Raw genomic sequence first — 13,797 nt, forward strand, 5'->3', positions numbered from 1 at the left:
ACAGTTAAGCACTGTCCTTTTTATTAACAAAGCTGAATTCACTCTGTTACGTACAGGATAAAAGTGGTGAAAAATTGCGTAACAGTTTTGCAAAAAAGCGGGTTACCTGTCTTATACTTTTGAAATAAAACAGGTAATTACTGGAGCCCTTCAGTGCTGACCCCAGGTGTGCTCCTTTACTTAAGGCGTTCTATGGCCCACGCAATACCGCTGGCATATTCTTCTGGTAGTTGTGGCACAAGTTTTTCAAGCGCCTTTTGTAACGCGCTGACGCTGACGTCTGACAAATTAAGGTGCCCCACTTTACGGCCTGGCCGGACGTCTTTCTCATACCAGTGCAGATGGACCAGCGGCTCGTTGAGCCAGTGCAGATTCACCGGGGTACCAATAAGGTTCACCATGACCGAAGGGGAGCTGACCACCGGCTTCGGCAGAGGCAGGCTGAGGATGGCCCGCAGGTGGAGCTCAAACTGGCTGATGGAAGCGCCGTTTTGCGTCCAGTGACCGCTGTTGTGTACGCGCGGCGCCAGTTCATTTATCAGTAATCCTTCCGGCACCACAAAACACTCCATCGCCATCACGCCAACATAGTTGAGTTCATGCATGATAGCGGACAGCATCGCTTCAGCCTGCTGCTGACGAGCCGGATCCGGCTGCGGCAGCGCCACGCTGGTGCGCAGAATACCATCCTGATGCAGGTTATGCGTCAGAGGATAAAATACGGTGCTGCCATCATGACCGCGCGCGCCTACCAGTGAGACTTCGCCGCTAAAGTTGATGCCCTGTTCAACAATGCAGTCGCCGTAGCACTCCGCCGGCAGCGTTTCAGTCTCATCAGCACGCAGACGCCACTGGCCCCGGCCATCATAGCCGCCGGTGCGCCGCTTAACGATAGCCAGCTCGCCCAGTGAAGCAAAGACCTGCGGCCAGTCGGTCGCCGCCGCCAGCAGCTGCCAGGGCGCTGTCGCCAGGCCAAGCTGGTCAAGCAGCTGCTTCTGCGTCAGCCTGTCGGCCAGCCGGGGAAAAATATCGCGGTTCACAAACGCGGCGTGGTTAGCCAGTTCACGGGTCAGCGCCGTTTCCGGCCAGCGCTCGATTTCAGCGGTAATCACGCTTTGCTGGATCGGCAACGCCTCCGGCTCGGCATCCAGCCCGACAGGATAAACGGCAATGCCCAGCGGCTCACCGGCCTGACGCAGCATGCGCCCCAGCTGACCGTTGCCCAGTACGCAAACCGGCTTCATGCTTCCTCCCGCGGATCCGGGTTATTCAGCACTTCATCGGTCTGCGTCTGGCGCCAGAGCGTCAGCCGGGAAGCGATCTCTGTGTCATGAATCGCCAGAATTTGCGCCGCCAGCAGCGCCGCATTGGCCGCGCCCGCTTTGCCAATGGCCAGCGTCCCGACCGGGATGCCTCGCGGCATCTGAACGATGGAATAAAGGCTGTCCACGCCGCTCAGCGCTGCGCTTTGCACCGGTACACCGAGTACCGGCACCAGCGTTTTCGCCGCCAGCATACCCGGCAGATGCGCTGCACCGCCCGCGCCCGCAATAATCACCTGAATGCCGTTTTCCGCCGCCTGTTCGGCGAAGCTGAACAGCTTATCCGGGGTCCGGTGGGCAGAGACCACTTCGCAGTGAAAAGGAACGTTCAGGCTGGTGAGGATCTCCGCAGCAAACTGCATGGTTGCCCAGTCACTTTTGGAACCCATAATAATGGCGATGCGGGCCGGTGCGGCGTTGGATGACATGCGGGTATGACTCCTGTGATTGTACAAACGTCGCCGGACGCCTGCGCGGTTTCAGGGCAGGCTGTCAGACGGGAAGGGCAGAGAGAATAGCATGACTGTACGGCAAGGAAAACGGTTGCGTAGGCGTCATGCGCGCCATATGAGCAATTTTGTGCCGCTCAGAAAGGGAAAGAAACCAGCGTGATTTCGCTGGCGCTGACGCGGATCATTGATCCTTCCGTGTGCCAGGCACCCAGTACGATACGTTCGGCCGGCTGGCCATTTATTTCCAGCGTGTGGACGGCGGGACGATGAGTGTGACCGTGGATCAGACAGTGAACCTGCTGGCGCGTCATGGCTTGCGCTACCGCCGTGGGGTTCACATCCATAATGGTCATATCTTTACTGCTGTTGGCCTCTCTACTGCCTGCCCGCATTCGCGCAGCGATGCGCTGGCGGATAAAAAGGGGCAGCGCCAGAAACAGCCTCTGTAGCCAGGGCTGATGCACCTTACGCCGGAAGCGCTGATAGCCTTCGTCATCGGTACAAAGCGTGTCGCCGTGCATAATCAGAATGCGCCGGCCATAAAGCGTCAGCACCTGTTCTTCCGGCAGCAGAGCAAGGCCGCTACGACGAGCGAAACGCTTGCCGATAAGAAAGTCGCGGTTGCCGTGAATAAAATAGCAGGGGGTGCCATGCTGCTGAAGATCGTGCAGCGCGGCGGCAATCTCAGCGTGAAGCGGATCGGGATCGTCATCGCCGATCCAGGCTTCAAACAGATCGCCCAGGATATAAAGCGCATCGGCGTTCCGCGCTTCACGCCGTAAAAATGCAAGAAAACCGGCAGTAATTGCCGGTTCTTCAGCACACAGATGGAGATCTGCGATAAACAGCGTGTGGGACATTATTCGCTGATGGTCACTTTCTGGATCACAACGTCCTCTTTCGGCACGTCCTGATGCATTCCGCTGCGGCCGGTTGCCACGCCTTTGATTTTATCCACGACGTCCATTCCTTCCACGACTTCAGCGAAGACGCAGTAGCCCCAGCCCTGCAGGCTTTCGTCACGGAAGTTCAGAAAGTCGTTATCCGCCACGTTGATAAAGAACTGCGCGGTCGCAGAGTGAGGCGCCTGAGTACGGGCCATCGCCAGCGTACCTTTGGTGTTCTTCAGGCCGTTATTCGCCTCGTTGCGGATCTCTTCTTTGGTAGCTTTCTGCGTCATGCCCGGCTCGAAGCCGCCGCCCTGAACCATAAAGCCATTGATAACACGGTGGAAAATGGTGTTATCGTAGAAACCTTCACGGCAGTAATCCAGGAAGTTTTTAACGGTTGCTGGTGCTTTATCGTCAAAAGTTTTAATAACGATATCGCCATGATTAGTCTGGAAAGTGACCATATTCTCATCCTGTAAAGGTTGAAGTGTTTAACGGTAAGCCGGTGTCAGCGCCCGCCAGGACGCTGCACGCTTCTGACAGACGGCTTTTATATCACAAAATCTGATGACGAGTCAGCCTCGCCGCGTAAGCCGCGTAAAGGGATACCGGCATTGCCTTGCTTTGCGTGGCGCTTGCGTTAACAATACGGCAAAATACCAGCTTGCCTGGTTTATCCCGCACACGTCAAAACGGAATGTCTCAATGCTAAAGATTTACAACACCCTGAGTCGTCAAAAAGAGGAATTCAAACCTATCCATGCCGGACAAATCGGCATGTACGTGTGCGGCATTACCGTTTACGACCTCTGTCATATCGGCCATGGCCGGACTTTTGTGGCGTTTGACGTCGTGTCGCGCTACCTGCGCTACAGCGGTTACGAGCTGAAGTATGTGCGTAATATCACCGATATTGACGACAAAATTATTAAACGTGCCAACGAAAATGGCGAAACGGTTGAGGATCTCACCAACCGCATGATCGCTGAAATGCACAAGGATTTTGCCGCACTCAATATTCTGCCGCCGGACCAGGAGCCACGCGCTACCCGTCACATCGCGGAAATAATTGAGATCGTCGGTAAGCTTATCGCGCGCGATCACGCCTACGTTGCCAGCAACGGCGACGTCATGTTTTCGGTAGAGAGCGATGCGGATTACGGCCTGCTGTCGCGTCAGGATCTGGAGCAGCTCCAGGCGGGCGCCCGCGTGGAAGTGGCCGCTGACGTGAAGCGCAACCCGATGGACTTCGTGCTGTGGAAAATGTCGAAAGCTGGCGAACCAAGCTGGGCCTCGCCGTGGGGCGAAGGCCGTCCGGGCTGGCACATTGAGTGCTCGGCGATGAACTGCAAGCAGCTTGGCGAACATTTCGACATTCACGGCGGCGGCTCGGATCTGATGTTCCCGCACCATGAAAATGAGATCGCCCAGTCCTCCTGTGCGCATGATGGCCCTTACGTTAACTACTGGATGCATTCAGGGATGGTGATGGTTGACCGGGAGAAGATGTCCAAATCTCTCGATAACTTCTTTACCGTGCGCGACGTGCTGGCGCATTACGATGCGGAAACGGTGCGCTACTTCCTGATGTCCGGGCACTACCGCAGCCAGCTGAACTACGGTGAAGATAACCTCAAGCAGGCTCGCGCCGCGCTTGAGCGCCTCTATATTGCTATCCGTAACACCGATGCCGCAGCGGAAGCCGCCGGTGGTGAAGCCTTCGAGGCCCGCTTCTGCGAAGCGATGGATGATGACTTCAACACGCCGGAAGCCTATTCCGTGCTGTTTGAGATGGCCCGTGAGGTGAACCGTCTGAAGGCAGAAGAACCGGCGACCGCGAACGGACTGGCGGCCTCCCTGCGTAAGCTGGCTGGCGTGCTGGGCCTGCTTGAGCAGGATCCTGAACTTTTCCTGCAAAGCGGCGTGAAGGGCGGCGAGGATGACGTGGCGGAAATCGAAGCGCTGGTCCAGATGCGCATCACCGCCCGTCAGGAGAAAAACTGGGCGCAGGCCGATATCGCCCGCGACAAGCTCAACGAGCTGGGCATCGTGCTGGAAGATGGCCCGCAGGGCACCAGCTGGCGCCGTAAATAAGGTAACAGGGAGCGAAAGCCCCGCCTGAGAAACCTTAAGCGATGGGAACAGGGACTGGGAGTAAAGCGTCCCGCGCCATGGACGGCGCGGCCGAGCTGTCAGGGATGATGCTTTTTGCGTCTTTACGAACAGGCCCTGTTTCCGGAGCCTGCACATTGTCGATGACCTTGGGGGCGAAAGCCTCCTTTTTTACGCCGATTCCCGGGCGATAAGCTGCCCGGAAAGGGTGATGCGCTGCGTTTGCAGTTCCGGCTCTTTCAGCTTGCGGATCATCAGCCCGGCCGCCTGGCGTCCTGACTCTTCGCTGGCGGAAGAGACATAGGTAAACGACGGCGAGGTGAGGTTAACGTGCAGCATATCTTCAAAGCCGATCAGCGCCACCTGCTGGGTTAAAAACACATCTTTGCCAACGGTGCGGCCCACCTGATGGATACCGGCAATCGAACCAATCATCGCATCGGGGGAGTGGCAGAGCAGGGCGGTGAAGGTGTTATGCTGCTCCAGCAGCTGCCGGGTGGCGATACCTGCTGCGCGGGTATCCTCGCTACAGGCGGGCGTCGCTTCATCCCGTAAGACCAGGCCATACTGGCTCATGGCACTGCGGAACCCTGCCAGACGCTGCTGACGTATCAGGTCGCCTTCGGTGCCGCCAATATAAGCGATATTGCGATGGCCGCGCTCGATCAGGTAGCGTGCCGCCAGAGTCGCCGCCTGGCGATTATCGCGCATCACCAGATTGCACTCATCTTCCAGCATGAGCTGAGACACCACCACCAGCGGTAGCGGACAGAGCCGGATCTGCTCAGGCAGATGTGATGAGCGAGCATCGCAGGCCAGGTAAATTACGCCGGCAACGCCCTGCTGTTTGAACGAGAGCAGACAGCGCTCCAGATGCCCGCCATCGTTTAGCGGCTGGCCGAGAAAAACCATAAATCCCTGTTTTTCCAGCTCCTGAACGATGCTTGCCATCACTTTAATCGAAAAGCTGTCGCTGAAATCCCGCAGGATCAGCCCGATAAGATTGGAGGTATTGGCACGCAGATTGGCGGCGGCGACGTTATGGATATAGCCAATATCGTTGATGGCAGCCTGCACTTTTTCGATGGTCGCATCCGAAATTTTTCCTTTACGGCGCAGCACCAGCGAGACGGTGGAAACCGACACGCCCGCGCGTTTTGCGACATCGATGATACTGACTTTCTTCAAACCCCCTCCCTGACATTGCACCCATATCCGCCTGATATGACAACGTCTCCCAGACTACAGGAGACGTGTCAGGCAGGCATCTTATTATTTGCCCGTTATTTCAGACATACTTTGGGCAATAAACTGTGCTCTCGCGCCGAAAATCACCTGAATACCATTATCACCGACGAAGACCACGCCGCGTGCCCCCAGACTGTTCAGCCCGTCTCTGTCCACATTCTCGCTCTTCGCCACTTCCAGACGCAGGCGAGTGATACAGGCACCGACGGAGTCGATGTTTTGCGCACCGCCCAGCAGAGCGACAATTTCGCCAGCCAGCTCTTTATCGGTTTTATCGTCCGTCGTGGCCGTCACCTCGGTCCGTCCCGGCGTTTTGACATCGAAGCGCCGGATGACGAAGCGGAAGGTGAAATAATAGATTAGCGCCATGGGCACGCCGACAATCACGGCGTTCAGGAAGTTGGTCTGATAGCCGTTGAATGAGGGCAGGATGCCGAAGGAGATGTAGTCAATCAGGCCTGCGGAAAACGATTTCGCAATATGCGCATGCAGCAGATACATCGCCATGTAAGCCACGCCGGCCATGATGGCGTTAAAGACATACAGGATGGGCGCAACAAAGATAAAGGTAAACTCTACCGGCTCGGTGATCCCGGTCAGGAAGCAGGTCAGGGCCGCCGAGAAAAGAATACCGGAGGCGATTTTCTTATTTTTGGTGTGCGCTTCGTGATACATCGCCAGACAGGCGGCGGGCAGGGCGAACAGCATCAGCGGGAATTCACCCTGCATAAACTTACCGGCATTCTGGTAGGTATCGCTGCTGAAGGTTTTCTGTCCTTCTTCCAGCATTTTGAACCAGATAGTCTGATCGCCGTGGATCACCTGGCCGCTCAGCGTCGTGTAGTCGCCAAACGAATACCAGAAAGAGGGATACCAGATATGGTGCAGGCCGAGCGGGATAAGCGCGCGTTCCACCAGTCCAAAAATAAAGGTTGAGGCCGCCTGATTATCGCCGTTGACCACCAGGGAGAGCGCATCGATACCTGCCTGAACATGCTGCCAGACGTACGGCAGCAGCAGCCCCAGAATGAAGGAGAGAAAAGCCGTCGCGATGGCAACAAAGCGTTTACCGGAGAAGAAGCCAAGGAACTCCGGCAGTTGCAGAGTATGGAAGCGGTTGTAGCACCAGGCGGCGAGAATACCGCAGATCAGCCCGCCAAATACGCCCATTTGCAGTGTCGGAATACCGACCACCATCGCGTATTTGCCGCCCTGTGATGCCATTTCCGGCGTAATGCCTAACAGCGTGCCGATGGTGATATTGGTAATAAACACCGATACGGCAGCCGACAGGGCGGCAATGCCCGACTCTGACGCCAGACCGACGGCGGAGCCGATGGCGAACAGCATCGGCAGGTTGTCAAAAATCACGCCCCCTGCGTTCATCATCAGCGGCAGATGGAACTTGTCGCCGAAGGCCAGCAGCAGCCCTGCGGCAGGCAGCAACGAGATTGGCAGCATTAACGCGCGGCCAATCATCGACAATTTAGATAACGATTTCACAAACCTTGATATCAGACTCATGCTGACTTCCCCCGAATGGCGCTTTTTACGCCCTGTTATTGTAAGTAGAACGTTTTAGTAGAACGTTCTACCTATCGTGAGAGAAGCCTGATTTTGCTGCAACAAGATTTTTACAAAGTACGAGAGGAAATAGTGATACTTTGAAGTCGATCGGATATTGCCCTACGGGAGGTAAGGTGTGGCAATGGAAGAGGGTTTGCGACTGCGCCGAGCCGGCGCGGGGATAATAAGAGAGTCCCGGCAGCGCAAAGCTACCGGGAAGCGGCAGGCTTATGCCGTGACCGTTATACTCTGACCTTCAAAACTGACGACCTGGCCTGCGACGATTTTGCAGCGTTTGCGGGTTTCCATCGCGCCATCCACCTTTACCAGGCCATCGGCGATAACGATTTTCGCCTGCGCGCCACTTTCTACCCAGCCTTCCAGCTTGAGCAGATCGCACAGATCGACGTGTGGGTGCTTACCCAGAGAAAAAGTTGCCATTATTGTTCTGCTCCATCATGAAATTCTTCGCATGCCTGTAGGGTATTCTGGATCAGCGTGGCGACCGTCATCGGGCCGACGCCGCCCGGAACGGGCGTAATGTAGGAGGCGCGGGCGGAGGCGGCGTTAAAATCGACATCGCCCACCACCTTGCCGCTTTCCAGGCGGTTAATACCGACATCGACGACGATGGCGCCGGGCTTGATCCAGTCACCGGGAATAAAACCCGGCTTGCCGACGGCGACCACCAGTAAATCCGCATTTTCAACGTGATGACGCAGGTTTTTCGTGAAGCGGTGCGTTACGGTGGTGGTGCAGCCTGCCAGCAGCAGCTCCATGCTCATCGGACGGCCCACGATATTCGATGCGCCAACGACCACGGCGTTCAGGCCGAAAGTGTCTATGTTGTAGCGCTCCAGCAGCGTAACGATGCCGCGCGGCGTACAGGGACGCAGCTTGGGCGAACGCTGGCAGAGACGGCCAACGTTATAGGGATGGAAACCATCCACATCCTTGGAGGGCGAGATGCTTTCCAGCACTTTCACGTTATCGATGCCCGCTGGCAGCGGCAGCTGAACCAGGATGCCGTCGATTTCGCTGTCGTGATTCAGTTTATCGATCAGCGCCAGCAGATCGGCTTCGCTGGTGGCAGCTGGAAGATCGTAGGAGCGTGAAACAAAGCCGACTTCTTCACAGGCGCGGCGCTTGCTGCCGACGTAAATCTGCGACGCCGGGTTTTCACCCACCAGAACCACGGCCAGACCTGGGGCGCGTTTTCCGGCGGCCAGACGCTGCCCGACTTTTAGTGCAACTTCCTGCCGCACCTGCTGCGCAATCGTTTTACCGTCAATAATTTTTGCTGCCATCAGAGAAAGGATCCATCTGTGTTGAGTTTAAAACGGGGAGTGGCGCCTATTTTGTCAGAAGCGGGCGCTGCTGTCAGGCAGAGAATGTCGGGGCATTGCTCAAGAGTGCAGCAACAGGACGCGCTTCGGAGTAAAATCGTTGACTCAGGAGGTTCGCACCGTATAATTCGACGCAGTTCTCCATGCGCCCTTAGCTCAGTTGGATAGAGCACCGGCCTTCTAAGCCGTAGGTCACAGGTTCGAATCCTGTAGGGCGTACCATCTCTTCTTCTGCTAGTGTCTCCTAAAGTCTACAAATACCTCCTAACCCCTTGCCAATACTGGTTACTACATCCAGCGTTGTATCTGTTTGTCTATTGAAAGCTACACTCGATTGGGGGCATCATAGGGGGCATTGTCCCGTTCAATAGATCACGATGCCCCCACATGAAGCTAAATGCCCGTCAAATCGACTCTGCTAAGCCGAAAGAGAAAGCCTATAAACTGGCTGATGGAGCTGGCTTGTATCTCGAAATTTTCCCCAGCGGTAGCAAAAGCTGGCGATTAAAGTACCGCTTTGCAGGGAAAGAAAAGCGCGTGGTATTCGGGCTTTATCCCGCCATATCTCTTGCCGAGGCGAGGGGTAAGCGCGAAGAGGCCAAAAAGATACTGGCAGCGGGAGGAGATCCCGGACTAGCCAAACAAGAAGCCAAGCAGGCCAAAATCCTCGCCATCAACAACAGTTTTGAATCACTGGCGCAGGAGTGGCACGAACATAAGCGGCCCAATTGGTCCCAGGGCTATGCTGACGACATCCTTGAATATTTACGCAAAGATGTTTTCCCCGCGCTGGGCAAACGACCTATTGCAGAGATTAAAGTGGCTGAAATGTTAGCCGTGCTGCGTAAGATGGAGCAGCGCGGCGTGCTGGATAAGTTAAAGAAAACGCGGCAGGCGTGCCGGCAGATATTTACCTATGCCATCATCACCGGCAGGGCAGAGCATAATCCTGTGACCGATCTCGCGGGGGCATTGAGAGCACCCAAGCAAAAGCATTTCCCGCATCTACTAAGTCATGAAATCGGTGGTTTCTTGCGTGCGTTAAGTGGCTACAGCGGCAGCCGCATCACACATCACGCAACACACTTGCTTATGCTCACTGGGACTCGAACCATCGAATTACGTGCCGCTGAGTGGCGTGAGTTCGATTTGAAGAAGGGAACTTGGCAGATTCCCGCTGAACGGATGAAGATGAGGCGTCCACATGTTGTTCCTCTTTCAAGTCAGGCTCTTTCGCTGCTTGAAGAAATGCATGAGCTTAGCGGTCGAGGTAAATTTGTGTTTCCAGGCCGAAATCATGCAGGTAAGCCCATGAGCGAGGCGAGCATTAACCAAGTGATCAAACGTGTTGGATTCGATGGGAAAGCGACAGGGCACGGCTTCCGACACACAATGAGCACCATATTGCATGAGCAGGGCTACAACACGGCTTGGATCGAGACTCAACTGGCGCATGCGGATAAAAATACCATTCGCGGGACTTACAACCATGCTCAGTACCTCGATGGACGGCGTGAAATGCTTCAATGGTATGCCGATTATCTCGGTACGCTGCATGACAATGCTTGATAGCAATGAGGAATACGGCATGACAGCACCTAAAGTGACTATCTACTTCTCAGATGAATTTATGCATGTGCAGCTAGAGGGGAAAGAGCAATTGGACATCCCATTGCAAAATTTCCCAAGATTGCTGCTCGGTACACCTGAGCAGCGGAATCAGTGGGAGCTATCTGGATTGGGGCCGGGGATTCATTGGGGGGAGCTGGACGAAGATATTTATGTTCCTTCTCTGTATGAGGGAAGGGATAGGGATCAAAAGAATGGAAGCAATTAGAACCCAAGGTCAATTATCGGATTCTCTTTGCTGCTTACGCTATAAAGTATCGCTTGGTTCCATATTTAAGAGTGCGTTGCTGTAAAATTGCTTAAATAACATAAACTTAAAGAATTATGACAGGATGAAAATGACAAGCCTCCAACAACGAGCAGAATTACACCGTCAAATCTGGGCAATTGCCAACAATGTTCGCGGATCGGTGGATGGATGGGATTTCAAACAATATGTACTTGGCGCACTTTTCTATCGTTTTATCAGCGAAAACTTTTCCAGTTACATCGAAGCCGGTGATGACAGTGTTAACTATGCCTCGCTGGATGACAGCATCATTACCGATGACATCAAAGACGATGCCATCAAAACTAAAGGCTATTTTATTTATCCGAGCCAGCTGTTCTGCAATGTGGCCGAGAAAGCGAACAATAACGACAGATTGAATGCTGATTTGAACAGCATATTCGTCGCCATCGAAAGCTCAGCCTATGGCTATCCTTCTGAGGCCGACATCAAAGGCCTGTTTGCTGACTTTGACACCACTAGTAACCGCTTGGGTAACACCGTTAAAGATAAAAACAGCCGCCTCGCTGCCGTGCTGAAAGGCGTTGAAGGCTTAAAGCTGGGTAACTTTGATGCGCACCAGATTGACCTGTTCGGGGATGCCTACGAGTTCCTGATTTCCAACTACGCAGCGAATGCCGGGAAGTCAGGCGGTGAGTTCTTTACGCCACAGCATGTATCTAAACTGATTGCCCAACTGGCAATGCATGGTCAGACCCACGTTAACAAAATTTATGACCCAGCAGCAGGCTCTGGCTCACTACTATTACAGGCGAAAAAGCACTTTGATAATCATATCATCGAAGAAGGCTTTTTCGGGCAGGAGATTAACCATACGACGTTTAACCTTGCGCGTATGAACATGTTTCTGCACAACATCAACTACGACAAATTTGATATCAAACTGGGGAATACGCTGACTGAGCCGCATTTCGGCGATGAGAAACCCTTTGATGCAATTGTCTCCAACCCGCCTTACTCGGTGAAATGGATTGGTAGCGACGACCCGACGCTGATTAACGATGAGCGCTTTGCTCCGGCAGGTGTACTGGCTCCGAAATCAAAAGCCGATTTTGCTTTTGTGCTGCATGCGCTGAATTATCTTTCTCCCAAAGGCCGCGCAGCAATTGTCTGTTTCCCAGGGATTTTCTACCGTGGCGGTGCTGAGCAAAAAATCCGTCAGTATCTGGTCGATAACAACTATGTTGAGACGGTGATTTCACTCGCGCCAAATCTGTTTTTCGGCACCACCATTGCCGTTAACATTCTGGTGCTGTCAAAGCATAAAACCGATACCAGCGTGCAGTTTATTGACGCCAGCGGGCTGTTTAAGAAAGAAACTAATAATAACATCCTGACGGATGCGCATATTCAGCAGATTATGCAGGTGTTTGACAGCAAAGCAGATATCGAACACTTGGCGAAGTCCGTGCCGTTTGAGGCAGTGTTTGCCAATGACTATAACCTGTCTATCAGCAGCTATGTGGAAGCCAAAGACACCCGTGAAATAGTGGATATCACCGAGCTGAATGCCGAACTGAAAATCACGGTCGGCAAGATTGACCAGTTGCGCAACGACATTGATGCGATTGTGGCAGAAATAGAAAGCAGCGAGGCGCAGGCATGAGTGAGCTGAGTTATCTGGAAAAGCTACTGGATGGCTTTGATGTTGAGTGGATGTCTCTGGGAGATATTGGCAATTTTATACGAGGAAATGGGCTACAGAAAAAAGATTTTATTGAAAGTGGTTTTCCTGCAATACATTACGGTCAGATTTATACACGATATGGATTATCAGCAGATAAAACATTTACTTTTGTTTCATCAGAGCTAGCTAATAAGCTGCGAAAGGCTCAAAAAAATGACTTATTGTTAGCTACAACATCAGAAAACGATGTGGATGTCGTAAAGCCTTTAGCTTGGCTTGGTGGGGAAACGGCCATTTCCGGGGATATGATGTTATTCCGGCATGAGCGGAATGTTAAATATCTCGCCTACTTTTTCCAGTCCGAAATATTTCAGACGCAAAAGATGAAATATATCACTGGGGCTAAAGTTCGCAGGGTTTCCAGTAGTGACTTGGCGAAAATAGTGATTCCTATCCCGTGCCCGGACAACCCGGAAAAGTCGCTCGCTATCCAATCTGAAATCGTCCGGATTCTGGATAGCTTTACCGCCCTTACCGCTGAGCTTACCGCTGAGCTTACCGCTGAGCTTACCGCACGGAAAAAACAGTACAACTACTATCGCGATCAGTTACTGAGTTTTGAAGAGGGTGAGGTTGAGTGGAAGACTTTGGGAGATATTGGTGAGTTTATTCGTGGAAAGCGATTTACTAAAGCGGATTATGTAGCAGAGGGAATTAAAGTTATCCACTATGGTGAAATTTACACTCGTTATGGTGTTTATGCTACCGATTCGTTGTCTCAGGTAAGAGCTGATATGGCTAACTCACTGCGCTACGCTGAGCCGGGAGATGTAGTTTTAACTGATGTCGGAGAAACTGTTGAGGATGTTGGTAAAGCAGTGGCTTGGCTTGGTGATGAGAAAGTGGCTATTCACGATCACTGTTATGCTTTCCGACATACGATGAATCCTAAGTTCGTTTCGTATTGTATGCAAACAGCATCGTTCATAGCCAAAAAAGCAAAATATGTTGCGAGGACAAAAGTTAATACATTGCTCATTAACGGTTTTTCAAAAATATCAATTCCTGTTCCGTATCCAAATGACCCTGAAAGATCTTTAGCAGAACAAGACAGAATTGTCAGAATATTGGATAACTTTGATATTTTAACAAATTCAATTAGCAAAGGTCTCCCCCGCGAAATCGAGCTACGCCAGAAGCAATATGAGTATTACCGAGATTTGCTGTTCAGCTTCCCGAAGCCTGATGCCGTCAGTCAGTGACAGTCATGCTATAACTAACCGGTCAGCGTTTGCTGGCCGTGCCATACATAAGCA

General features: G+C 53.1%; 13 protein-coding genes and 1 tRNA gene. 6 read left to right on the forward strand and 8 right to left on the reverse strand.

Going from position 1 to position 13,797, the window contains the following annotated elements; translation table 11 throughout:
- Window positions 1-176: 176 nt before the first annotated feature.
- The 4 genes from purK to ppiB form a co-directional block, all read right to left on the reverse strand.
- Complete coding sequence (gene purK, locus AAH446_RS08860) at window positions 177-1,244, reverse strand: 5-(carboxyamino)imidazole ribonucleotide synthase (protein ID WP_342906337.1); 1,068 nt, start codon at window positions 1,242-1,244, stop codon at window positions 177-179.
- Window positions 1,241-1,750: a 5-(carboxyamino)imidazole ribonucleotide mutase gene (purE, locus tag AAH446_RS08865; RefSeq protein WP_342906338.1), complete on the reverse strand. Its 510-nt coding sequence runs from the start codon at window positions 1,748-1,750 to the stop codon at window positions 1,241-1,243. The genes purK and purE overlap by 4 nt, the downstream gene beginning before the upstream one ends.
- Window positions 1,751-1,908: 158 nt before the next feature.
- Window positions 1,909-2,634 (reverse strand): UDP-2,3-diacylglucosamine diphosphatase, encoded by a 726-nt coding sequence (gene lpxH, locus AAH446_RS08870; protein ID WP_342906339.1) that lies wholly within the window; start codon window positions 2,632-2,634, stop codon window positions 1,909-1,911.
- Window positions 2,634-3,128: a peptidylprolyl isomerase B gene (gene ppiB / locus AAH446_RS08875; RefSeq protein ID WP_342906340.1), complete on the reverse strand. Its 495-nt coding sequence runs from the start codon at window positions 3,126-3,128 to the stop codon at window positions 2,634-2,636. Before ppiB ends, lpxH begins: the two co-directional genes overlap by 1 nt.
- Window positions 3,129-3,369: 241 nt before the next feature.
- On the opposite strand from ppiB, the gene cysS reads away from it, so the two are divergent.
- Window positions 3,370-4,758: a cysteine--tRNA ligase gene (cysS, locus tag AAH446_RS08880; protein WP_342906341.1), complete on the forward strand. Its 1,389-nt coding sequence runs from the start codon at window positions 3,370-3,372 to the stop codon at window positions 4,756-4,758.
- Window positions 4,759-4,947: 189 nt separating this feature from the next.
- On the opposite strand, the gene malI is transcribed toward cysS, so the two are convergent.
- The 4 genes from malI to folD form a co-directional block, all read right to left on the reverse strand.
- Complete coding sequence (malI, locus tag AAH446_RS08885) at window positions 4,948-5,964, reverse strand: Mal regulon transcriptional regulator MalI (RefSeq protein ID WP_342906342.1); 1,017 nt, start codon at window positions 5,962-5,964, stop codon at window positions 4,948-4,950.
- An 84-nt stretch (window positions 5,965-6,048) separates the two neighbouring features.
- The gene (locus AAH446_RS08890; RefSeq protein ID WP_342906343.1) at window positions 6,049-7,548 is read right to left on the reverse strand and encodes a PTS transporter subunit EIIC; all 1,500 of its coding nucleotides are present in this window, start codon (window positions 7,546-7,548) and stop codon (window positions 6,049-6,051) included.
- Between the two features lie 270 nt (window positions 7,549-7,818).
- The gene (gene ybcJ / locus AAH446_RS08895) at window positions 7,819-8,031 is read right to left on the reverse strand and encodes a ribosome-associated protein YbcJ (protein WP_342906344.1); all 213 of its coding nucleotides are present in this window, start codon (window positions 8,029-8,031) and stop codon (window positions 7,819-7,821) included.
- Complete coding sequence (gene folD, locus AAH446_RS08900; protein WP_342906345.1) at window positions 8,031-8,897, reverse strand: bifunctional methylenetetrahydrofolate dehydrogenase/methenyltetrahydrofolate cyclohydrolase FolD; 867 nt, start codon at window positions 8,895-8,897, stop codon at window positions 8,031-8,033. Before folD ends, ybcJ begins: the two co-directional genes overlap by 1 nt.
- A 184-nt stretch (window positions 8,898-9,081) precedes the next feature.
- Between folD and AAH446_RS08905 the strand changes: the two genes are divergently transcribed.
- From AAH446_RS08905 to AAH446_RS08925, 5 genes are all read left to right on the forward strand, one after another.
- Window positions 9,082-9,158 (forward strand) — tRNA-Arg (locus AAH446_RS08905).
- A 165-nt stretch (window positions 9,159-9,323) separates the two neighbouring features.
- Window positions 9,324-10,505, forward strand: a complete 1,182-nt coding sequence (locus AAH446_RS08910) for a tyrosine-type recombinase/integrase (RefSeq protein ID WP_342906346.1) — start codon at window positions 9,324-9,326, stop codon at window positions 10,503-10,505.
- Window positions 10,506-10,524: 19 nt separating this feature from the next.
- Entirely contained in the window at window positions 10,525-10,773 is a 249-nt protein-coding gene (locus AAH446_RS08915; RefSeq protein WP_342906347.1) for a DUF2442 domain-containing protein, read from the forward strand.
- Between the two features lie 130 nt (window positions 10,774-10,903).
- Window positions 10,904-12,460, forward strand: coding sequence for a type I restriction-modification system subunit M (locus AAH446_RS08920; RefSeq protein WP_342906348.1), 1,557 nt, complete (start codon window positions 10,904-10,906; stop codon window positions 12,458-12,460).
- A complete protein-coding gene (locus tag AAH446_RS08925) occupies window positions 12,457-13,743 on the forward strand; it encodes a restriction endonuclease subunit S (protein ID WP_342906349.1) in 1,287 nt (428 codons plus the stop codon). The genes AAH446_RS08920 and AAH446_RS08925 overlap by 4 nt, the downstream gene beginning before the upstream one ends.
- Window positions 13,744-13,797: the final 54 nt, after the last annotated feature.

Source organism: Erwinia psychrophila (assembly GCF_039023475.1).
Classification (GTDB): domain Bacteria; phylum Pseudomonadota; class Gammaproteobacteria; order Enterobacterales; family Enterobacteriaceae; genus Erwinia.